The organism is Ruegeria sp. BHSC029 (genome assembly GCF_059613085.1).
The window spans coordinates 271,648-291,686 of sequence record NZ_JBXWRU010000006.1 but is presented as its reverse complement, the minus strand read 5'-3'; the positions used below and the strand labels follow the sequence as shown (position 1 = coordinate 291,686).

The following is a 20,039-nucleotide window of genomic DNA, read 5'->3' as shown; positions in this document are numbered from 1 at the left end:
AAGCCGTCCCGGCTCTGCGCGGGGGCGGTTTTTCTGTGCGCATTTTTCCACGATTTCCACGGAACTGGGGCGCAGGGCCGCTCGGGACCTTGACGGTTTGCGCGTTCCGACCCAGAAATCGGTAAAAAATCCTTGTGCCTCAGGGCTGAACCGCTAACTTGCCAGTCCCGCCCATGTAAGCACTCAAATCAGAGGAATTGAGGGTATGAAGATCAGCATCGAACGCGGCACGCTGCTCAAGGCCGTTTCGCAGGCCCAATCCGTTGTGGAACGCCGCAACACGATTCCAATCCTGGCCAACGTGCTGATCGAGGCCGAGGGCGATCAGGTTCTGTTCCGCGCGACCGATCTGGATATCGAGGTGGTCGACAAGGCCCCCGCGCAGGTCGAAAAGGCGGGTGCAACCACGGTTGCGGCAACGACTCTGCACGAGATCGTGCGCAAGCTGCCCGATGGCGCGCTGGTCACGCTGACCGCCGACAGCGCGGCTGGCCGACTGACGGTCGAGGCGGGGCGGTCGAACTTCTCGCTGGCGACCCTGCCGAAAGAGGATTTCCCGGTGATGGCGTCCTCGGAGTACCAGTCGAACTTCACCGCTTCGGCGGCTCTGCTGCGGCGGCTGTTCGACAAGTCGAAATTCGCCATCTCGACGGAAGAGACCCGGTATTACCTGAACGGCGTCTACATGCACGTGACGGATGGCCCCGAGGGCGGCAAGGTGTTGCGCTGCGTGGCCACGGACGGGCATCGTCTGGCGCGGATCGACGCGGATTGCCCTGACGGGGCCGCCGATATGCCTGGCGTGATCGTTCCGCGCAAAACGGTGGGCGAGTTGCGCAAGCTGCTGGAAGATGACGACATGGACATCGCGGTGTCGGTCAGCGAAACCAAGGTGCGCTTTGCCACACCCGACATCACGCTGACCTCGAAGGTGATCGACGGGACCTTCCCCGACTACACCCGCGTGATTCCGCAGAACAACACCCGCAAGATGGAAGTCGACGCGGCCGAGTTCGCCCAGGCCGTCGACCGGGTGGCAACCGTGTCGTCCGAACGGTCCCGTGCGGTAAAGCTGCAGCTGGACGGCGACAAGCTGGTCCTGTCGGTGAATGCGCCCGACAGCGGCGCCGCCGAGGAGGAGCTGGCCGTGGCCTATGGCGACGAACGGCTGGAAATCGGCTTCAACGCCAAGTACCTGCTGGAAATCGCAAGCCAGGTGGACCGCGAGAACGCGGTGTTCCTGTTCAACTCGGCGGGCGACCCGACCCTGATGCGCGAAGGCAATGACCAGAGCGCGGTCTATGTCGTGATGCCGATGCGCGTCTGATCGCGCGGGCGCGGGATGCGTCCGGCGCGCGTGTTTGTACAAGGATGAAGGGAGGGGTCATGGCTTTGGCCCTGACCGAATTGACGGTCTCGCATTTTCGGTCGCACAAGCTGGCGCGCATGGCGCTGGACGGGCGGCCGGTGGCCTTGTTCGGGCCGAACGGGGCCGGCAAGACCAATATTCTCGAGGCGGTATCCCTGTTTTCACCCGGCCGCGGCATGCGCCGGGCCAGCGCCGCCGAGATGACGCGCCGGCCCGAGGCGCTGGGCTGGAAGCTGAGCGGTCTTCTGGACGTTCAGGGCCGCCGGTCCGAGATCGAAACCTGGTCCGAGGGGGGCGCAGCGCGGCAGGTCCGGATCGACGGAAAGGCAGTCAGCCAGATCGATCTGGGCAAGCTGGCGCGGGTCGTCTGGCTGATGCCCGCGATGGACCGGCTTTGGATCGAAGGCGCCGAAGGCCGACGGCGCTTTCTGGACCGGGTGACGCTGAGTTTCGATCCGAGCCATGCCGAGGCCGCGTTGATCTATGAAAAGGCCATGCGCGAACGGAACCGCCTGCTGAAAGAGCAGGTGCGAGACGCGCATTGGTACGCGGCGCTCGAGGCTCAGATGGCCGAAACCGGGCATCGCATTCATACCGCGCGGCTGGGTGCTCTGGCGCAGTTGCGCGCGGCGCAGGAACAGGCCGAGACCGCCTTTCCCTCGGCGGAACTGGAACTTGTTCAGTCCGAAGGGGACATGCCCGAAAGCGCGCAGGATCTGTTGGAGGCGCTGGCCGAAAGCCGGTTCCGCGACCTAGCGGCGGGGCGCACATTGGTGGGGCCGCACCGGTCGGATCTGAATGGGGTTTTTGCCGCAAAAGGCGTTGCGGCCAGTGAATGTTCGACCGGAGAGCAGAAGGCGCTGCTGGTGTCGTTGATTCTGTCCAACGCGCGGGCGCTGGCCGCGCAGGTCGGAGCGCCACCGATCCTGTTGCTGGACGAGGTTGCGGCCCATCTGGACGCGGACCGCCGGGCGGCGTTGTATGACGAAATCTGCGCGCTGGGGGCGCAGGCCTGGATGACCGGAACAGGCCCCGAGTTGTTCGCCGAACTGGGCGACCGGGCGCAGTCTTTCGTGGTCAATGACGCGGGTGACGGCTCGACCGTCACCCCCGCCTGAGCGGATCAGGCCGGCTCGCCAACCTTGCGTTCCCACAGGAAGGGACGCATCACCTCGTCCACCGGCGTCTGGGCCATGTGGTTGACGTAGTTCGACATGGTTTTCTGCGCCAGGCCCAGGATCACGTCCAGAACGGCGCGGTGCGAATAGCCCGCATCAAAAAACGCCTGCAACTGCGCGTCGGTGACGTTGCCGCGCTGGTTCATCACCTTCACCGTGAACGTACGCAGTGCTTCGAGCTTGGGCGAGGGCAGCGGGGTTTCATTGCGCAGCGCTTCGGTGATCTCGTCGGACACCTTCATCATCTTGGCGATGCCGGTATGGGCCGGAACGCAATAGTGGCATTCGTTTTCCACGTTGATGGTCTGCCAGACGACCGTTTTCTCGTCATTGTCGAAATCGGTCTGCAGGAACAGGTGGTGCAGAACCTGGTAGGCCTCAAGGTGCTGTGGGCTTTCGGCCATGACCTTGTGCAGGCCCGGCAGGCGGCCAAACGCGGCCTGCGATTTCTCGAGCAGGGGTTTCGAACCTTCAGGGGCGGTGTTGAGGTCATGCGAGGGAAAATCGGCCATTTCGGGTCTCCTTTTCTGACGGCTGAGTCCGAAATAGGCTTTATTGAGCAATCACTCAAGTATATATTTGAGTAATCGTTCAAGAATTGGTGATCACATGCCCCGCAAACCTGCCTATGACCGTGACGCGCTGATCGCCCAGGCCCGAGACCTGTTCTGGCGTCAGGGTTGGGCGGGCACGTCCCTGAAGGATCTCGAGCGTGCGCTGAAGTTGAAGCCAGGCAGCTTTTACGCCGCCTTCGGGTCAAAGGACGCCTTGTATGCCCTGACGCTGGAACGCTATGCGGATGAAGGTGTTGCCCGGCTTGAAGCCTTGGCCGAGGAGTTTGGGCCGCTGGGTGCGCTCAAGACCCAGCCGCGGTTGGTGGTCGAGGCCGCGAACGCGCCTGCAAAGGCCTGCATGCTGGCCAAGACCTATGCCGAGTTGAGCGCAAAGGACCATGATCTGGCGCAACTGGCCGCGACCCATCTGTCGCGGATGAAGGCCTGTTTCGCCGATCTGTTCCGGCAGGCGCAGGCGCAGGGGCAGATCGGCCTCGACCATGATCCCGAACGGCTGGCGGCGCGCTATCAGTCCGACTTGTTGGGCCTGCGCCTGTCGGCCGAGCGCGGCGATGTCGATGCCCGCCAAATCGCTGCTGATATCGCCGCCGATCTGGATAAATTGTGACCGTCCGGGGCGGACGGACTAGCCTGCCCCGCGCCCGAAAGAACCGGCACAAAATCTGGGGGGATGACGTGACATTCCCCACCAGAGAACGTATAAGTTACCAAAATAATATAGGTACTGACGGCATGTCCGAAGACGCACAGGCAAATCAGGAATACGGCGCAGATTCCATCAAGGTTCTCAAGGGGTTGGAGGCTGTCCGCAAACGCCCCGGTATGTATATCGGTGACACCGACGACGGGTCCGGTCTGCACCACATGGTGTACGAGGTCGTGGACAACGGCATTGACGAGGCTCTGGCCGGTCACGCCGACCATGTGACCGTCAAGATTCACGCCGATTCCAGCGTCTCGGTCAGCGACAATGGTCGCGGGATTCCGGTGGACATCCACCCCGAAGAAGGCGTCTCGGCGGCCGAGGTCATCATGACCCAGCTGCACGCCGGCGGGAAATTCGACTCGAACTCGTACAAGGTGTCGGGCGGTCTGCACGGCGTGGGCGTTTCGGTGGTGAACGCTCTGTCCGATTGGCTGGAGCTGCGCATCTGGCGCAACGGCAAAGAGCATTTCGCCCGGTTTGAAGGCGGAGAAACCTCGGAGCATCTGAAAGTGGTCGGCGAATGCGGCGACCGGACCGGGACCGAGGTGCGGTTTCTGGCTTCGACCAATACGTTTTCGAACCTGGAGTATTCGTTCGAGACGCTGGAGAAGCGGTTGCGCGAACTGGCCTTCCTGAACTCAGGCGTTCGGATCATCTTGATTGACGAGCGGCCGGCCGAGCGGCTTGAGACCGAACTGTTCTACGAGGGCGGCGTCAAGGAATTCGTGAAATACCTCGACCGGTCGAAAACTCCGGCCATGCCCGAGCCCATCTATATCAAGGGCGAGCGCGACGATATCGGGGTCGAGATCGCGATGTGGTGGAACGACAGCTATCACGAAACCGTCCTGCCATTTACCAACAACATCCCCCAGCGGGATGGCGGCACGCATGTCGCTGGCTTCCGTGGAGCGCTGACCCGCACGATCAACAACTACGCACAGTCCAGCGGGATCGCGAAAAAGGAAAAGGTCAGCTTCACCGGCGATGATGCGCGCGAAGGCCTGACCTGCGTGCTGTCCGTCAAAGTACCTGACCCGAAGTTTTCCAGCCAGACCAAGGACAAGCTTGTCAGCTCGGAAGTGCGACCGGCTGTCGAAGGGTTGATGAACGAGAAACTGGCCGAGTGGTTCGAGGAGAACCCCAACGTGGCCAAAACCATCGTCGGCAAGATCATCGAGGCCGCCTTGGCGCGCGAAGCGGCGAGGAAAGCCCGCGAACTGACCCGACGCAAGACGGCGATGGACGTCAACTATCTGGCCGGCAAGCTCAAGGATTGCTCTGAGAAGGACCCGGCCAAAAGCGAAGTTTTCCTGGTCGAGGGGGACTCGGCCGGCGGATCGGCGCAGACCGGTCGCGATCGTCTGACGCAGGCGGTTCTACCTTTGCGCGGCAAGATTCTGAACGTCGAACGTGCGCGGTTCGACCGAATGCTGTCCAGCCAGGAAATCGGCAACCTTGTGATGGCGCTTGGCACCGGTATCGGCCGGGACGAGTTCGACATCTCGAAGCTGCGCTACCACAAGATCGTCATCATGACCGATGCTGACGTGGACGGTGCACATATCCGGACCCTGTTGCTGACGTTCTTCTACCGCCAGATGCCCGAGTTGATCGAGGGTGGATATCTCTACATCGCGCAGCCGCCGCTGTACAAGGTTTCACGAGGAAAGTCAGAGGTTTACCTGAAGGATCAGGCGGCGCTTGACGACTATCTGATCAACCAGGGTGTCGAGGGCGCCGTGCTCAAGTTGGGCTCGGGTGAAGAGATCGTGGGTCAGGATCTGACCCGTGTGGTGGACGAGGCGCGTCAGCTCAAGCGCGTGTTGGATGCCTTCCCGACGCATTACCCGCGGCACATCCTTGAACAGGCCGCCGTTGCCGGGGCGTTTGTGCCCGGGGCGGTGGATGCCGACCTGCAGGGTGTGGCCGACAAGGTCGCGGCGCGGCTGGACCTGATTGCGCTGGAATACGAGCGCGGCTGGCAGGGCCGGATTACGCAGGACCACGGTATCCGACTGGCGCGCATCCTGCGCGGCGTCGAGGAAGTCCGCACGCTGGACGGTCCGATGCTGCGTTCCGGCGAAGCGCGCAAGACAGGCAGCTTTACCCAGAGCCTGCAGGACGTCTACAACCTGCCGGCCACATTGGTCCGCCGCGACCGGTCGCAGGTCATCCACGGCCCGCTGGATCTGCTGCGCGCCATTTTGGAAGAGGGCGAAAAAGGCCTGTCGCTCCAGCGCTACAAGGGCCTGGGTGAGATGAACCCCGATCAGCTGTGGGAAACTACGCTGGATCCGGATGCGCGGACATTGCTGCAGGTACGTGTCGATGACATGGTCGAGGCCGATGACTTGTTCACCAAGCTTATGGGCGACGTGGTCGAGCCGCGCCGTGAATTCATCCAGAAAAACGCGCTGAGCGTGGAAAACCTGGATTTCTAATCGTGTGTAGACCAGCGGCAAGTCATAGCAGGCATGCAACATGTGGAAACATATTTGCCGCTGGAAGAATGCCCAATTTGGTCTGCGAACAGTCGTTGAAGTGAATAGCGGCGAGCGGCAATCGAACCTTCGCGACGCTCGGCGTGAACGATTGCTCTGCGGACAAAGCTGCCATTGCCACGTTAGATCAGATTAATAGGTTTGCAGTTTCATGCTCTAATCAGAACAGATGCCCATACGTGCGAATTGCATGCTGTCTGTTTTGCAGTTCAAGTTTGGCGTAGATTTTACTTGTGTGGTTTCGAACGGTTTTTTCACTCATTTGAAGACTGTTAGCAATTTCTTTACTACTCATTGCCTGACAGATAAGTCTCAGCACGTCCTGTTCGCGTTTTGTCAAATCGTTAAAGTCCGTCGTTTGACCGGAAGAGGTGAACTCAAGCAAACTCTTGGAAAAAGCGCGCCAAGCAGGTTCATCGCGTTGGATAATGTGGTTTTTCCCCTCCAAAGCAGACATTATCGCTCCGGGAATTTTCTGAGCGAGACGTTGCCCTTCTTCAAACGGAATAACCTGATCATCCCTTGAATGGATCACCAGTGTCGGCACTGAAACCTTTGGCAGAAGGCACTCAACATTTACGTCAGCGCGCGCCATAAGCAGGTCGGCCCCTGTCTCAGGCAAGACGGTCTTTTGGCAAAGATCTGTGAACCATGAGCGCTGTTCGACTGCCGCGCCAGGAAGAAATCTTGATGTGAATACATCTTGGAATGCTGGGTTGTCATTCTCCCAACCCAAGCGAAATATATCGATTACAGTCTTGTAGTTCTTGGCGGCAACCGGTCCACGGTGGTTACTGCCCCTTGCATAGCCGCCAACAAGTATCATCCCAGCGACCCTGTCGGGATACATGAGCGAATACGCGATAGAAGTCGCCGCACCCTGAGAAACACCCAGAAGATAGAATGGTTCATTTATTTCAGCGGCGTCGATTACAGCTTCGAGATCATCAACCCAGTAATCAATACTCAGATTCTCAACTCGCTTGTCAGATAATCCGCAGCCTCGCTCATCATATCGAACAAGGGTGAATTGACTTTCTAACATTTCGATCCAGTGAGACCAAATTGGACTGTCGAGATCATAACTGAGATGCGTAAGCCAATTAGCCGCCTTTACCATGGGCAGGCCGTTTCCGGATTTGCTCCACGCCAGCGACGTACCATCGCTTGAGGAAGTGTATCTAACGGTTCGCATGTCCTTTTTTAGTCATTTTGGGGCAAATGTCCCAACAATTTCCCGTCGCTTTGAGTCTAGCCGGGACATGTGTCCGATAGGCTGAAGGACAGATGCGTGACACCATTGTGAAATTCAGATTGGAGGTCATCACATGAATAAACAATTTGACGCATCACTACACGCTTCGCCGTCCCGGTCCCAAATTTCGCCCGCTCCCTGCGTGGGGCTACATTGTTCCGGTGCTGACGGAAGCCAGTGGCGCACTCTGTTTGCCCGGATGAGCGATGAAACCAAAACAATAGCGCCCGACCTAATTGGAACCCTGTCTCGGGGTCATAAAATCCCCGACCGGCCGTTCACATTGGAACACGAAGCAGCTTCGATCATCACTGAGATTGAGAAGCTTGGCAGACCCGCTCACTTGATTGGACACTCGTATGGAGGAGCGCTGGCGTTGCATATCGCCAGAGCTCGACCCGACCTTGTTCGATCACTTTGTCTCTATGAACCAACTTTGTTCAGCCTACTGAAAGCCGGAAACGCGGCTGACGGTTCATTGTATTCCGAGATTGTAAGCCTCACAAACGCAATACGAACGGGAATAGAAGAGGGATGCGAAGAGTTCAGCGCTCAGGTTTTTACTGATTTTTGGGGAGGACTTGGCTCTTGGCAAGCCCTGAGCCGTGAACGCAGGTGCGCTATGATTGATTGGGTTCACAAAGCCCCAAGCGATTTCGATGCGCTTCTGAATGAACCTGATCCAGAAAATATTTTTCATGAAGGAATTCCCTCTACGATCATGCTCGGATCGGAGACTCATGCGCACACGAAGCGCATCGCAGAAATTCTGGCAAGCCAAGGTAAGCTTGCTGAGCTAAAGGTTCTGAAAGGTGCCGGCCATTTGGGGCCCTTTACCTTCAAGGAAAGTTTCGAGATGGAGGTGCTGTCACATATTAGAACTGTTGAGCATCGGTGAAATCGCCGCAAACCACGGCTTGGCTGACTCCGAGACCAAATCCTCTAGAAGTATCCAAGGCAGTCCCAACGGCAAAAGGAACACCCCGGACAAGGGGTCTCGTTCCTGTCCCAGCCAGCCAAATTTGCCCGTCAAAAATGCAATCAATGCCAACAGGTACAGAATGCGAATACGATGATGGTGGTTCTACAAACCAAGTCGAGCCTCAGCAGATCAAGCCAGTGCTGCGCAGCCGATTTCGGCTACGCAGCAGACTGCTCACAATGCGCCTTCGTCGCCCAGGAATTCGATACCAGCTGTCGCGCCATCACTGTAAGCAATGCAATTCCAAGGAGCACGATCCTCGCCAACGCCGACTGTGACCTGTGTTCCCGCCTCGCTAAATTCGGATGAGAGCACAACGACTTGCGAATTGTTCGTTGTTTTGGCCACATCTCGCAAACACGCCTGCTGAGCGGGTGTGAGTTCGGCGGACGCACTGGATGTACCTGTGTCGTCGCAGGCCGCAAGCAGTGCGAAACAAGTTGCGCTCGCAATCATCACCATCTTGTTGGTCATCTTCTTCTCCCTCTGAGTCTGTTGAAATTAGCGAAATTGGATACGCTTGTTTGAAGCTCTCGCGTTTGGGCACCGACAGAACACACAACGTTCCTGTGACGACCTTTCCCAAAACTTGCCAAGGGAGGCTTGGCGGGCAGATCACTATTACGTTGACTGCCAAGACCTCCAACAACGTGGGATGGCCGAATGAAATCACTGGCAAAAGCTAGAGCAAACTCTGGAAAGAGGGCGAGTACGTTAAGTCTAAGCATCGCGCTCTCCCAACGACTGATCCGTGTAAAGTGCCTTCCGGCTGCCAGCACTCACTCCAGCGGCCGGAAGGGCTCGGCAAAGCGAGCAGCAACGACAACAACGGAGGTAAAATAAAGTTGTGTCGAATTCGCATGTTTGAATCTAATTTTTAATAAATCAATATTTTTTCCGCGTGTAAATTTCCCTACGCTCTCGTACGATAGGCCTCTGCGTTCAAACAAAAAAGTAAGTGGGAGCTACGAGTGTGTTCCCCTGAGCGGCGAAGCGATTTGAGGCCGCACAAAAACAATGAAGGGATTGAAAGATGGGATTTGGTGAAGCCGTTAAGACGTGTTTCTCGAAATACTTCCAGTTCTCCGGTCGGGCTATACGCTCAGAATACTGGTGGTTCTTCTTGTTTGTGGTTCTCGTGAGTGCTGCCTTAGCGGTGCTGGATACGATCATATTCGGGACCAACCCCGAAACAGGCCAGGGATCTCGGGTCCTGTCCTCTGTTTTTCAGCTGGCTGTTCTCATACCTATGCTGGCCGCCGGTTGGCGGAGACTGCATGATACAGGACGACCTGGCTGGTATTTGCTGCTGCCGATGGCGCTCAGCATTACAACGCTCTTTGTTATGCTGGGTGGGGTGGCGTTCTTCTCGGTATTGGAGCAAGGGACCGAAAACCCCGATGCATTGCGAGGACCTGCGGCCGTCCTGGGCGTGACCGGTATTGTTGTTGTCTCAATTCTTCAATTGGTTCTGTCCATCCTGATGATCTGGTGGCTGACGCGACCTTCCCAAGAAGGCGCAAACGAATACGGCGCACCTGTTTCCTAACCTGGTTGCCTGGGTAACGGGCCGGCAACTCTGGCTGAATGACAGCACGAACCACAACATCATGGAGAGAGATGATGAGTTTCAAAACGATTTACTTTGGAACGATGATGATGGCAGGAGCGACCACAGCATCAGCGGAGTGGTCGTTCAACTCCGGGCCTAACCCCAATGCTTTTATTCAGACCGGAAACATGACGCTGGAACTTCAGTGTAATCGTATCCGCTTTGCTCCGGCTGGATATGAGGATAGCCAGGACATCGTGGAAAAGCAGGGGCTCTCCATTCGTTTCTTGAAGAACGGCACCACCGAAGTTGGAGCATTTCAGGTCGGCGCAGAAAACGCTGCCCTGCAGATCGTCGACAACTATCCAGTCGAGGTCGGTTTCAATAGTCAACAGGACTATGATTTTGTACTGGACCAGCTTGCGGCCAATGCATCGGTTAATCTGTCGATGATTGATCAAGATGTCAGCTACGGAATCTTTGACTTGAAGGGTTCCGGCACGGCAATTCGGTCCCTTCGTTCCGCCTGCGATTCAGGTGCTAGCCAAGGGGCCTCCTACGAAGCACCCGAAGGCATTGTCTATTGTGGTGGCGGAGCGATAAAACGCCAAATCGAATACCTAATTCTGGACAATCCAGAGGGGGAGTGGGACGCGCGAGTAACGGTCAACGGCGAGTCGATCAGAGCCATGACGGCCTACAGTTACTTCGGAAACTATGAGCCGCCCGCCGGATTTGTCGTCGCCCTGCTTGGGGAGGACAGGTCCGAGTTTCTGATTTTTAGCGAAGGCTCGGCAAACTGGCTGGAATATGGGGACTACACGTATGATCAGTGCAATTGATACCTCCTTCCAACCAGCTTCCCAAATAGCGCGTCATATGAAATGTTTGGTCGCCGGGGTTATGCTTGCTTCGGGCCTGGTTTGGACCTCACCAGTTGTCGCGGCTGATGTATCGCAACTTCCGCCCGGTTTGCAGGCGAAGGTTGATCTGGCGGCACAGGCCTGCGCGGAGTTCAACGACGGTCAGTTTGACTTAGATTGGGGTGCGGTTGAGAGGGTAGATCTCGACGGAGATCTACAACGCGACTGGGTTCTGAATGAATCTGGTTTCGCGTGTTCCAGCGCCGCATCTCTTTTTTGCGGAACTGGCGGTTGCATGTCGCACTTTTGGGTAAGCGAAGAGGTGCACTCCTTGCTCAACCAAGGCTGGACAGTCGTTGATTTTGGGCGTCAACGCGTTGTTGTTGCGGATATTCATGGATCCAATTGCGACGGAATAAACCCAACGCCTTGCGTCACCGCCAGTGTTTGGGATGCGGACGCTAAGACGTGGCGTTCGTCTGCTGGCGATTGGGAATAAGTTGCATTTGGGCACCGCACAATAGCCTGAGAGCCTGTTTGTTCGATGGGTTCTCTGTAGTATGCAAACTTATGGGCAAATCGTGCAAAGTTATGCGCAATTACCGCGCAGAGTTGTGGGCAAGCTTCCAAGATTTTCTTCAATGAAATCAATGTTGGGAATGCTGCGTTATGCGCACACCTACATCGCTAGTAGCGTCGCCCGATAGTCGCGGTTGTCGCTTTATTCTACCAGTTCCAGATCACCGGGACGCCAGGTCTTGTCGAACCAAGGCTCGAGCGGGCCGTAGAGGCGCATCATCACGTTGAAGCTTTGCCCAGGCATGGTTTGCGCCCAGTTGTTCTCCCAACCTTCTGGGGCTTCTGGACCAAAATAGATGCTGGTACTCCCATCCTCATTCGGTTTTATCCCCGGTCTATTAGAGTCGATACCACCGGATTGCTGGTCAGTTTCAAGGATTGACCGAGTCTGTCCACTATACAACATAAACGACGCAAAGTTTTTAGCGGGAACCGGCGCCGGTAGCGTTACCTTATAGGTTTTTGAGCCGTCAAGGTACTGTCCGTTGTTGTCTCGCGCTGTCATCGCATAGACAGACCCCGTCCCGACCGGTGGCGAGGTCATCGCAGGCGTTATGCCCGTTGCCATATAGAAAAAGTACGACCGATCATCGAGGATACGCGCGCCGTCCTCAAGAAAAAGATAGCTCTGGCGTTGGAACGGTGAGTTCCATTGCCGGTCGTCATAAAAGAAAACTCCTGGATCACGCGAGGCATACGTGATCGCTCGCGCCGTGGCGTTTGCGATTGCTGCTGCCTCCTTAAATATGCCCTGCATACGGGCATCGGGTTCGAAGGGCTCGCCCTTCCTGATCCCTATGGAAGCAAACGTTCCTACAATTTCCGGACTGAACGCACCAATTGGATTGTTTTCGAGCGCGACGTGGATCTCTTCAAAGAAGTCTTCGTTGTTCGCGTGAACTGTGTTGTGTTGAACACCGGAGATATTCAGGAAAGTTTCCGCGGGAGGATTGTCCGCTTCACTAAGCGGATAAATATTCAGACCCGCCTTGATCTCGGCAACAGGGCCAGCCGTATCTCCGTCTGCGTCTGGCGAGCGTCTTAGCAACAACCAGTGCTCATATGTCTTTGTGCGTAGTTCGAAGTAGCCCTCGGGCACCGGCGTTTCATCGTCGTTGTGCAAAAGTAGATACTTGCCACCTTCTCCCTTATCCGCGCCAAGCGCCCCGATATCCGTCACATAGTCAAACGCGGCGTCATCAAGTAACCCAAGCAGGCCTGCCGGAACCTCAATCACCATCGGGCCATCCGAGATATCGACATTCGAACCAATGTAGATTGTGGTTGTATTGGGCGTCAGCCAGATGGACCGCGCGTCCAGCAGGTCTTCTGCAATCACGACGTCATTGGGATTGACGCCCAAGTCTTCGTATCCCTGAAACATAGCCCGAAGCGAAGCGATCTTCATGCCGTCCAGGAACCGGCCCAACTGACGGCAGTTTTGCTCGGGACGCTCCTACGGCCAAAAAACGTGGCTTGGGAGCGGACCTGAACGAGCGGTTCTGAGTGGCGCGGATCAAGGAAGTTGGACCCAATGCGGGCTTTCTTGGCCAAGTCATCCCTGCGGGGTGAGTGCCGTACAGTAGCGATCAAAACTCAGGGATATTGAAAACATACAGGCGCGATTTCTCGGCATCGTCCGTGAGGATGTAGAGAAGCCCTTTGGCCTCATCCAAGGCGATCCCTTCGGGGTGCTTCACGACCTTTCGGTCTCCATTTTTCATATACGTCAGTTCGATCGCATCTGCTGTTCTCGTCTCTGGATCGTACAAAAAGATCTGGCGACCCTTGTCGCTGAGAATCCACAGCACACCCGACACGGACCAAGCCAAACCGCTTACATCCAGTTCATCGTCATTCACGCGATCCGAGACAAAACCAGATCCACGATCCAAAGGGATGACTTCCTGGATTTCAGTCAGGTCCGGTGACACGACCAGCAACAGACGCGGTTGTCCTTCAATGACAACGAATACTCGCCCAGTGTCCGGGTCGACGGTGATGCCCTCAGGCCCCTTGTTCAGCGGGTTGCCGACAAGCAGTTCGGCAGCGGCCGGGTACCCCTTGAGGGACGCAAGTGGGACCCTTGTCAGCTGGATAGGGTCGGTTGGTTGAACGACCAATATCGATCGATTGGTTTCCTGAAGGAGCAAAACTGACCCGTCTTTTCGCGACGCGACGCCCTCCAAATCTGATCCGGTCAAAGGCGGCAGCTGGAAGGAGTTTCCCAATACTCCGTCGACTCCAAGCAGGTGCAGTTTCGGCTCAGCGTCGCTTACAGACCAAAGAAAGCCTTCAGCGTTGGACAGCGACAAACCGGAAGGTTCGGAAAATCCCTTTGATTTGTCCGCCACCTTGAATCTATCGACCAGAACCAGATCAGCATTTTTTGCAAAGGCAGAGCCAGACCAAGGCAAAAACGCTGCCGCGAGGAAGCTGGCCGCAAGAGCGGGTCTTCCAAATTTGCACAAGCGCCGTGAAACTTCAGGTTTTGACGGAAACACGCGCTTTCTGCCCTTCGATTTTCTCGTGTGTGTGACACACCCCTTTATCGCATTCGTATCACAACTTGTCTGTGATGTCGGAAGAATGCGCTTTGAACTCTTTACCTGATCCTGCTTGTTGGGATTCACTTGTGACGGGCATTGTCTGGGCGCAAGCAGGAAGGAAGATGAATTGCATACGATTTTCCCGTTTGTGACTGTGTTGTTGATGCTGCTGTTGCCCGGTGCCGCGATGTCGCAAATCGACCCGGCGACGATGCTAGCCGGGGCTTCGGAATCGGAGATTCTGATCGAACGCAGATGGACGCAGTTTCGCGGCAAACAGGAACTGTATTTCTTTTCTCTTGATGTGCTGGTCACGATCGTTCTGGCTGGCTTGATCGTCTATCATCCGGTGCGGCGCAAAGCCCGTAGAAGTGTCGGCGACATCGTCATGCCCAGGCTTTTCTTCCTATATGCGCTGATCGGCATGGCGGTGGGGTTCCTGGTCGTCCAGCACGGGTCAATGATCGGGTTCGTTATCTTCGGCATCGGAGCGTTGCTCAGGTTTCGCTCCAATTTGGATGATCCGATAGACACTGTCGAATTGATCGTCGTAACCGTTCTTGGGCTTGCGGTCGGGTTGGGCCTGCCGCTGATGGCCACATTGGTGGCGGTTGTCTGTTGGTGTTTCATTTGGCTCGGAGGGCGAAACAAGGGCATTGAAATATCGCTTAAGGCTTCGGACGAGGAGCACTCATTGAACGTCAGCAGCGCCATTGAAGCGATGGCCGCCGACGCCGGCTGGAAGCTGATCAGAAAACACCATGTACCCGGCAAATCCCGAATTTCATTGCTTTTCATTACCTCGGGTGGACTTTCCGAGGCCCGCATCGAAGAGATGATAAACGATTTGGTCCCCGAAAAAGTCGAGTTGAAACTCAGCTTCTAGTCATTTCACAAGGTCTAAACGTTTCAACACCGCATTCGGGGATCCGATCTCTTTCGGGAGCGACTTGAAGTCGACAGACCTTTCGAAATCCGGCCCTCGATATACTGCTATCCCAAACTCTCCGTTCGGCTGGAAGGTGACATGCGTGAAACTGTGAGGTGACCTGGCGCGATCACCGATTAGCCGCCGCGGGCCACCACCCAAGCAAGCTTGCGAAACATAGGCCACGCCGTCTTTCCAGCCAGGGTAAAAAGCATGATGGTGTCCAGACAGGTGCAGAACGACGCCGCTTTGCAGATAGATTCTTTCAAGCGTCGGGTCACCGATGATTTCGCGTTCGCGCTGGATCGCAAACGGCCACAGCGGGAGGTGGCTGAACGTGACAATCGGGTCTCCACCTGCCCCAAGTTGCACAAGTTGGTCCGGCTGATCGCCGGATAGTGGCCCAAGGGTCGTGGCATCCAAAGACGCAAAGGTTATCCCCTGCATTTCAAACGCGTAGAAGAACGGATAGTCATCCGACATCAGGAAGTTGACGTTTGGTTTTCTCGGGCCCCATTCCTCGGCGTATATTTTTCTCTCGCGCTCGAACCCGCGATAGGCCGACGCATCATGGTTTCCCGGCGTGACCGCAAATGGAATTCCGGCAGCCTCCAGCGGGTCGGATACCGCCATGTGAAACGCCTTCCACATCTCTCTGACCTGTTTGTCTGAAAGGTTGGGGATGCGCTGTCCGGCGACCATATCGCCCGTCGAAATCACCAGATCGGGATCAATCTCGATTATCCGCCTGATCGCCTTTTCGATGCGGGCATCGTATTTGACCGAGCCATAGCTGCCGTTCAGATCCGATATGACGATCACGTCCAAAGCGGCCGCTTTGCAGGCGAGCACGACCGTCCAAACGACCGCCGCGACAGTGATCGAACGCTTACGGATCATTGCAGTCCAGGCCCTCCGCCTCGGTATTTTTGTTCAAAAAGAATGTGACAGGGTCCAAGTCAAACACCAGATCGCCTTTGGCACAATTGCTCTTGAGGATGGATGTTGCCAGCGCAGTGTTTTTGACGACCTGCGCAATCTGACGGTCCGACAACCCAAAGCTTTGTGACAACCAGCCGTAAACCGGGCCTTGCGTTTGAAGGTCACTGTTCAACGCAACCAGCCGCCGGTATGTGTTTGGAGAGAAATGCCGCATTTTCTCCAGCATCTGAGTGGATTTCGCGAAGTTGGCATATTCGACCCGCCCACCGGCATCGTTGTCGTTCAGATTGCTGCGACGGATCAATATTGCATCGGCGGGAACGTCTCCATCATTCGGCTGATGGTGCTTCGTTTTCTGGTTCTTCAGTTTTCCGTCTTCGACCCAATACCAGTAGGGCGTGAAATCAATATTTCCCACACGGTCCTGCTGGCTGAAGATGAAGTCGAGCAGAACAATCTCGGTAAGCTCCTGCATCCAGAATGCCATCTGCCGGTCGCTGACATCGGGCCCAAGGTCCTTGTTGATCTGCCGATCCTTTCGGCCTTCCCTGACACCCTCTGCAATGGCCTCGGGCAAGCGTTTTGACGACCGCAAGGCCAGGAAAGCGGGTGTTTCCTGAAAATCGCGATTTTGGCCTTTGCCCCAACCGGACTTGCGGGTGCCGTTGATTTCCGAGCCGTAGCGATGACCGGGGCTATCAAGCAGGACACCGTATATCTGCGTTCGATCCGCGGTGAACAGATCATCCGTCGGTTGGTACGAGTTCGGGTCGGCATCCGCAGCCACGAAAACCCGCCAGCCTTCATGGTTCATGCGCCCGCCATGAGATCCGCCGGAAATCGCAAGGCCGGGCTCTGCAACCTCGGTAAGATGCGCCTTAGCGTCCATGCTGCGCCAGACCGCCACCGGAACTTTCACCGTCGCGTCGAAATACCTTGAGAAATGATAGTAGAGCAGTGACGAGGTGGAAAATGTTCCGCTTGTACCCTTCTGGTTCATGGTGGATTTGAATTTGGCCACTCTGCCATTGGCCAGTTCTTTTGCCGACTTGCCCTCCTTGCAAGCGTTTCTCTCGAACTCAGAGCGGTTCCCCACGTAGGGTCCTTCCGAAATATCGTAGACGGCCATTCCCGGGCTGGTGCTCCAAGTTTTTGGGCAAATGGCGATTTCGGGCGCATAGAAATCGATCTCGCAATAGGCAGTTTCTTCCTCAAGATCGCTGTTCTTGTACTCGCCCGTTGGGACTTTTTCGATCCGAATGCAGCGTTCCGTAACACCATTGGGACTATCAAATGTCGTGGCTTCTCCGCGAACATCGTCGCTCGCCCACAAGGCAGTGGGCGCAATGAAAGCCAGTGACCCCAGAAGATTGAACCTCATTTGGATAGTCCTCCCGATGTCATTTGGGGCAAATCGCGGCCTGTTGTTCGGCGGAGATCTTCAAACTGGGGTCGACACTGAAGTATGAGAATTTCGAGTCAATCCACTGGTCACACCCGCCCGAACATGGGGCCCCGTTTCGGGCATCATTCCAATATTTCTTGGCCCTGTCTTCCGTCCAGCCGCAAAACTGAACAAGCGCCATTGCCGACAAGGCGCCTGAGGAATGAACGCCCCACATACAGTGCACCAGGACAGGACCCTTTCCAGGGTCCTCAATCACCTCGTGTACGGCGGCCATGACACTGCCGGGGCGGGACGATCTGGCGTTCTGATAGTCAAAGGATCCGTTTCCACAACTGGTTCGGCCGTATTCAGTGTTCTTGCCGAAATCCGCGTAAAACCCGGCTGAAAACCCTTCATCGCACAGTGTTTCGCGCTGAGCGTTGCTCAAGCCCGTCCGACCCTTGTCGCCGCCCCTGAAGCCAGAGCGATACAAAACGCCGCTTAGGACTGGGCGAAAGAAAGCGACGCCGTCGACGCCTCCGTCGCTGCCCTTTGAGAGCATCTGGCTGTTGCTTGGGCCACCGTTTCGACTGGTGACGTCAGAATTCGCCGCAGTTGCCAGAACACCGATGAATATGAGGGACGTCAAAAACCGCATGCGTATTCCTTTCTGTTTTCAGCCGGCGATGCTCACGCTTTTCCTGCCGGCAATCCCGCGGAGAGACGTGTTCACGGTAACCAGGTCAGGTCGGCGGTTGGCTTCTCGCCCTCCAGAATTAAATCGGCCACACCAAGTTGATGATAAAGACGACCACGAAGTAGGCCAGAACAACTTTCCAATTCCATTGGTGTTTGTTTTCTTCGTTGATCACGCCGGCCGATTTCAGGGCCAGGTTGGTGATGATCAGGGCGACAACGGTAATCGCCGCATGTGCCAGGTCGAAATGCAAGCTGGAGCTCCTTTTTGCAGATTTGGGATTGATGAATGTGTGTCAGCAGTCACCTGACGGCAGCATCGCTACGTCCGAGTATCTTCCCTCAGATGTCGTGATCCGAGCACAAGCACCGGTCTCCTTGTTGAACCAGTACGAGGTCAGCCCTTCGCTTCGGATGAGTTCAAACCCGAGACTTTGAATGCCCATTTCAGCCTGACCCGCTCTTGCGCCTTCAAATGACGACAGATCGCTGGAACTGCCCACAATCGGTGCACTTGCTTCCACTGATCCGCCACTTTCGCCGCATCCTGCAAGCTCAGAGACACTGACCGCGCCGATCGCCACTAGGGTCTTGGACTTCATCTGTTTTTCCCCGGTTGTTTTGGAAATGCGGTTCAGGGTTTCAGGTCGATCACCTACTCAATTCCAAAAATGACGTTGTAGTCGACGGCAGAGCTGCCGCGGTTGATGACCTCGACAACATGATCGCCGGATTGCCACAGCTGTCCGCGATACTCCTTGTCCGCAGACATCAATCCCAGCAATTCAGACCCATCGGGGTTGCGAATGACGTAGTCCAAGGATCCATTTCGGGGAGCAACGCGGACGTAAAGGAACTGTTCGTTCTTCGCGCCAAGAACGTATTGCTGCGATTCCCCTGGCGCGAGTAGGCCGACGAGCTCGGCGCCGGTGGATCCGGCATCGAATGTGACGCGCTGGCTACCTGTAGACCCGGAAGCGCCGTCCATGGCTCCGCCACCATCATCCATCGCCTCGACAACCGACATCTCGCCAATGCTTCCGTCCTTGTACGCAATGCAGCGCCAAAGTGTTCCGCCGGCGTCACGCAGCATGACGAGCGTGCCGGCTTCCGAGAACTGTGAGCTTTCGATCGTACCGGATTGACCGTCCGGTCCACCGACCTGTCGCAGATGGTCGATACACGCGTCGTCGGCGTCTGACATGGCCAGGGCGGCCGTTCCGCTGATCGCAAGTGCGGGTGTGAAAAGATTCCAAAAACTGCGTTTCATAAGCAGGTCCTCTGTCGGTCTATCGTAAATGTTGTGTTTCCGGTGAGCAGAAACCTCACTTCGCTTCCCGCAGCTTTGCCAGAAATTCATCGCATGCCTGTGCGCTGCCGACGATCTCGTCCGTCGTTTCAATTCCTTGCAATGATGCCATCTCGGAGTTCACGCGATTGAGGATCTGATCTGCTTGCTCGGCGGTGATCAGGTTCTCGGCCTGAGCTCCCTTCAATGTGGTGCACACACCGGCGGACAAGCCTGTCGCAACGCCGACACCCATCGCGGCCCCGCCGCCCAAGGTCATCGCTCCAACCACGCCGAGGATGAGCCCGATCACAAGCCCCAAGATCACTTTTCCCATGTTTTCCTCCCATTTGGCGGGAAAGAGTTCCGCCTTCATTCCTGGCGCAAACCGCGTGCCCATCTGCATATCAAAACCAGTGCCAACACGTTGAGCACCGGTGCTATCGCCGCGAGCCACGGTTTGGCGGACTCTGAGAAAAGGTCCACCGCAAGGACCCAAGGCAGACCCAGCGGCAAAAGAAACACGCCAGACAATGGGTCTCGCTCCTGTCCAAACCAGCCAAACGTGCCCGTCACAAACGCAAACAACGCCAACAGGTAAAGGGTCGCGAACGCGATGATGGTTATTCTGCAGACCAAGCCGGACCTCTGCGTATCAAGCCAGTGCTGCGCAGCCGATTTCGGCT

The 20,039-nt window shown here is 56.4% G+C and carries 20 protein-coding genes; 9 read left to right on the top strand and 11 right to left on the bottom strand.

Annotated elements, in window-relative coordinates; genetic code table 11:
- The first annotated feature begins 205 nt into the window (after positions 1 to 205).
- A complete protein-coding gene (gene dnaN / locus AC2FML_RS16420) occupies positions 206 to 1,327 on the top strand; it encodes a DNA polymerase III subunit beta (RefSeq protein ID WP_170342392.1) in 1,122 nt (373 codons plus the stop codon).
- 59 nt (positions 1,328 to 1,386) lie between these two features.
- Positions 1,387 to 2,487 carry a DNA replication/repair protein RecF gene (gene recF, locus AC2FML_RS16415; protein WP_496783884.1) on the top strand — a complete coding sequence of 367 codons (1,101 nt, stop codon included), beginning with the start codon at positions 1,387 to 1,389 and terminating at the stop codon, positions 2,485 to 2,487.
- A gap of 5 nt (positions 2,488 to 2,492) precedes the next feature.
- Here the strand turns inward: recF and AC2FML_RS16410 are convergent, their stop codons facing one another.
- Positions 2,493 to 3,059 carry a carboxymuconolactone decarboxylase family protein gene (locus tag AC2FML_RS16410; protein ID WP_496783883.1) on the bottom strand — a complete coding sequence of 189 codons (567 nt, stop codon included), beginning with the start codon at positions 3,057 to 3,059 and terminating at the stop codon, positions 2,493 to 2,495.
- A 97-nt stretch (positions 3,060 to 3,156) separates the two neighbouring features.
- On the opposite strand from AC2FML_RS16410, the gene AC2FML_RS16405 reads away from it, so the two are divergent.
- Positions 3,157 to 3,729, top strand: a complete 573-nt coding sequence (locus tag AC2FML_RS16405; protein ID WP_496783882.1) for a TetR/AcrR family transcriptional regulator — start codon at positions 3,157 to 3,159, stop codon at positions 3,727 to 3,729.
- A gap of 125 nt (positions 3,730 to 3,854) precedes the next feature.
- On the top strand, positions 3,855 to 6,272 hold the full coding sequence (gyrB, locus tag AC2FML_RS16400; protein ID WP_170343110.1) for a DNA topoisomerase (ATP-hydrolyzing) subunit B: 2,418 nt from the start codon (positions 3,855 to 3,857) through the stop codon (positions 6,270 to 6,272).
- A gap of 220 nt (positions 6,273 to 6,492) precedes the next feature.
- Here gyrB and AC2FML_RS16395 read toward each other — a convergent pair whose 3' ends face one another.
- The gene (locus AC2FML_RS16395; RefSeq protein ID WP_496783881.1) at positions 6,493 to 7,527 is read right to left on the bottom strand and encodes an alpha/beta fold hydrolase; all 1,035 of its coding nucleotides are present in this window, start codon (positions 7,525 to 7,527) and stop codon (positions 6,493 to 6,495) included.
- Between the two features lie 133 nt (positions 7,528 to 7,660).
- On the opposite strand from AC2FML_RS16395, the gene AC2FML_RS16390 reads away from it, so the two are divergent.
- Positions 7,661 to 8,485, top strand: coding sequence for an alpha/beta fold hydrolase (locus AC2FML_RS16390; protein ID WP_496783880.1), 825 nt, complete (start codon positions 7,661 to 7,663; stop codon positions 8,483 to 8,485).
- 258 nt (positions 8,486 to 8,743) lie between these two features.
- On the opposite strand, the gene AC2FML_RS16385 is transcribed toward AC2FML_RS16390, so the two are convergent.
- Positions 8,744 to 9,043 (bottom strand): hypothetical protein, encoded by a 300-nt coding sequence (locus AC2FML_RS16385; protein ID WP_170445366.1) that lies wholly within the window; start codon positions 9,041 to 9,043, stop codon positions 8,744 to 8,746.
- A 559-nt stretch (positions 9,044 to 9,602) separates the two neighbouring features.
- On the opposite strand from AC2FML_RS16385, the gene AC2FML_RS16380 reads away from it, so the two are divergent.
- The 3 genes from AC2FML_RS16380 to AC2FML_RS16370 all read left to right on the top strand — a co-directional run bounded on the left by AC2FML_RS16380 (position 9,603) and on the right by AC2FML_RS16370 (position 11,483).
- Entirely contained in the window at positions 9,603 to 10,118 is a 516-nt protein-coding gene (locus AC2FML_RS16380) for a DUF805 domain-containing protein (protein WP_170366793.1), read from the top strand.
- Between the two features lie 74 nt (positions 10,119 to 10,192).
- Positions 10,193 to 10,963, top strand: coding sequence for a hypothetical protein (locus AC2FML_RS16375; RefSeq protein WP_496735584.1), 771 nt, complete (start codon positions 10,193 to 10,195; stop codon positions 10,961 to 10,963).
- On the top strand, positions 10,947 to 11,483 hold the full coding sequence (locus AC2FML_RS16370) for a hypothetical protein (RefSeq protein WP_496735585.1): 537 nt from the start codon (positions 10,947 to 10,949) through the stop codon (positions 11,481 to 11,483). The genes AC2FML_RS16375 and AC2FML_RS16370 overlap by 17 nt, the downstream gene beginning before the upstream one ends.
- Positions 11,484 to 11,705: 222 nt before the next feature.
- Here the strand turns inward: AC2FML_RS16370 and AC2FML_RS16365 are convergent, their stop codons facing one another.
- Complete coding sequence (locus AC2FML_RS16365; protein ID WP_496783879.1) at positions 11,706 to 12,971, bottom strand: DUF1254 domain-containing protein; 1,266 nt, start codon at positions 12,969 to 12,971, stop codon at positions 11,706 to 11,708.
- Between the two features lie 181 nt (positions 12,972 to 13,152).
- Positions 13,153 to 14,067 carry an SdiA-regulated domain-containing protein gene (locus tag AC2FML_RS16360; protein WP_496783878.1) on the bottom strand — a complete coding sequence of 305 codons (915 nt, stop codon included), beginning with the start codon at positions 14,065 to 14,067 and terminating at the stop codon, positions 13,153 to 13,155.
- Positions 14,068 to 14,239: 172 nt separating this feature from the next.
- On the opposite strand from AC2FML_RS16360, the gene AC2FML_RS16355 reads away from it, so the two are divergent.
- Positions 14,240 to 14,998, top strand: coding sequence for a DUF4956 domain-containing protein (locus AC2FML_RS16355; RefSeq protein ID WP_170391755.1), 759 nt, complete (start codon positions 14,240 to 14,242; stop codon positions 14,996 to 14,998).
- Here the strand turns inward: AC2FML_RS16355 and AC2FML_RS16350 are convergent, their stop codons facing one another.
- The 6 genes from AC2FML_RS16350 to AC2FML_RS16325 form a co-directional block, all read right to left on the bottom strand.
- On the bottom strand, positions 14,999 to 15,862 hold the full coding sequence (locus tag AC2FML_RS16350) for a metallophosphoesterase family protein (protein WP_496783940.1): 864 nt from the start codon (positions 15,860 to 15,862) through the stop codon (positions 14,999 to 15,001).
- Positions 15,863 to 15,929: 67 nt separating this feature from the next.
- Positions 15,930 to 17,363: a hypothetical protein gene (locus AC2FML_RS16345; RefSeq protein ID WP_496783877.1), complete on the bottom strand. Its 1,434-nt coding sequence runs from the start codon at positions 17,361 to 17,363 to the stop codon at positions 15,930 to 15,932.
- A 782-nt stretch (positions 17,364 to 18,145) separates the two neighbouring features.
- Positions 18,146 to 18,319 carry a hypothetical protein gene (locus tag AC2FML_RS16340; protein ID WP_170359951.1) on the bottom strand — a complete coding sequence of 58 codons (174 nt, stop codon included), beginning with the start codon at positions 18,317 to 18,319 and terminating at the stop codon, positions 18,146 to 18,148.
- Positions 18,320 to 18,361: 42 nt separating this feature from the next.
- Positions 18,362 to 18,667, bottom strand: coding sequence for a hypothetical protein (locus AC2FML_RS16335; RefSeq protein ID WP_496783876.1), 306 nt, complete (start codon positions 18,665 to 18,667; stop codon positions 18,362 to 18,364).
- A gap of 53 nt (positions 18,668 to 18,720) precedes the next feature.
- Positions 18,721 to 19,335: a hypothetical protein gene (locus AC2FML_RS16330; RefSeq protein ID WP_496783875.1), complete on the bottom strand. Its 615-nt coding sequence runs from the start codon at positions 19,333 to 19,335 to the stop codon at positions 18,721 to 18,723.
- Between the two features lie 55 nt (positions 19,336 to 19,390).
- Positions 19,391 to 19,753, bottom strand: coding sequence for a hypothetical protein (locus tag AC2FML_RS16325; RefSeq protein ID WP_496783874.1), 363 nt, complete (start codon positions 19,751 to 19,753; stop codon positions 19,391 to 19,393).
- Positions 19,754 to 20,039: the final 286 nt, after the last annotated feature.

Excerpts from the sequence above, each read along its gene's own strand:
- dnaN (WP_170342392.1), top strand. The coding sequence starts at position 206 with ATGAAGATCAGCATCGAACGCGGCACGCTGCTCAAGGCCGTTTCGCAG.
- recF (WP_496783884.1), top strand. The coding sequence starts at position 1,387 with ATGGCTTTGGCCCTGACCGAATTGACGGTCTCGCATTTTCGGTCGCAC.
- AC2FML_RS16410 (WP_496783883.1), bottom strand. The coding sequence starts at position 3,059 with ATGGCCGATTTTCCCTCGCATGACCTCAACACCGCCCCTGAAGGTTCG.
- AC2FML_RS16405 (WP_496783882.1), top strand. The coding sequence starts at position 3,157 with ATGCCCCGCAAACCTGCCTATGACCGTGACGCGCTGATCGCCCAGGCC.
- gyrB (WP_170343110.1), top strand. The coding sequence starts at position 3,855 with ATGTCCGAAGACGCACAGGCAAATCAGGAATACGGCGCAGATTCCATC.
- AC2FML_RS16395 (WP_496783881.1), bottom strand. The coding sequence starts at position 7,527 with ATGCGAACCGTTAGATACACTTCCTCAAGCGATGGTACGTCGCTGGCG.
- AC2FML_RS16390 (WP_496783880.1), top strand. The coding sequence starts at position 7,661 with ATGAATAAACAATTTGACGCATCACTACACGCTTCGCCGTCCCGGTCC.
- AC2FML_RS16385 (WP_170445366.1), bottom strand. The coding sequence starts at position 9,043 with ATGACCAACAAGATGGTGATGATTGCGAGCGCAACTTGTTTCGCACTG.
- AC2FML_RS16380 (WP_170366793.1), top strand. The coding sequence starts at position 9,603 with ATGGGATTTGGTGAAGCCGTTAAGACGTGTTTCTCGAAATACTTCCAG.
- AC2FML_RS16375 (WP_496735584.1), top strand. The coding sequence starts at position 10,193 with ATGAGTTTCAAAACGATTTACTTTGGAACGATGATGATGGCAGGAGCG.
- AC2FML_RS16370 (WP_496735585.1), top strand. The coding sequence starts at position 10,947 with ATGATCAGTGCAATTGATACCTCCTTCCAACCAGCTTCCCAAATAGCG.
- AC2FML_RS16365 (WP_496783879.1), bottom strand. The coding sequence starts at position 12,971 with ATGAAGATCGCTTCGCTTCGGGCTATGTTTCAGGGATACGAAGACTTG.
- AC2FML_RS16345 (WP_496783877.1), bottom strand. The coding sequence starts at position 17,363 with ATGAGGTTCAATCTTCTGGGGTCACTGGCTTTCATTGCGCCCACTGCC.
- AC2FML_RS16335 (WP_496783876.1), bottom strand. The coding sequence starts at position 18,667 with ATGAAGTCCAAGACCCTAGTGGCGATCGGCGCGGTCAGTGTCTCTGAG.
- AC2FML_RS16330 (WP_496783875.1), bottom strand. The coding sequence starts at position 19,335 with ATGAAACGCAGTTTTTGGAATCTTTTCACACCCGCACTTGCGATCAGC.
- AC2FML_RS16325 (WP_496783874.1), bottom strand. The coding sequence starts at position 19,753 with ATGGGCACGCGGTTTGCGCCAGGAATGAAGGCGGAACTCTTTCCCGCC.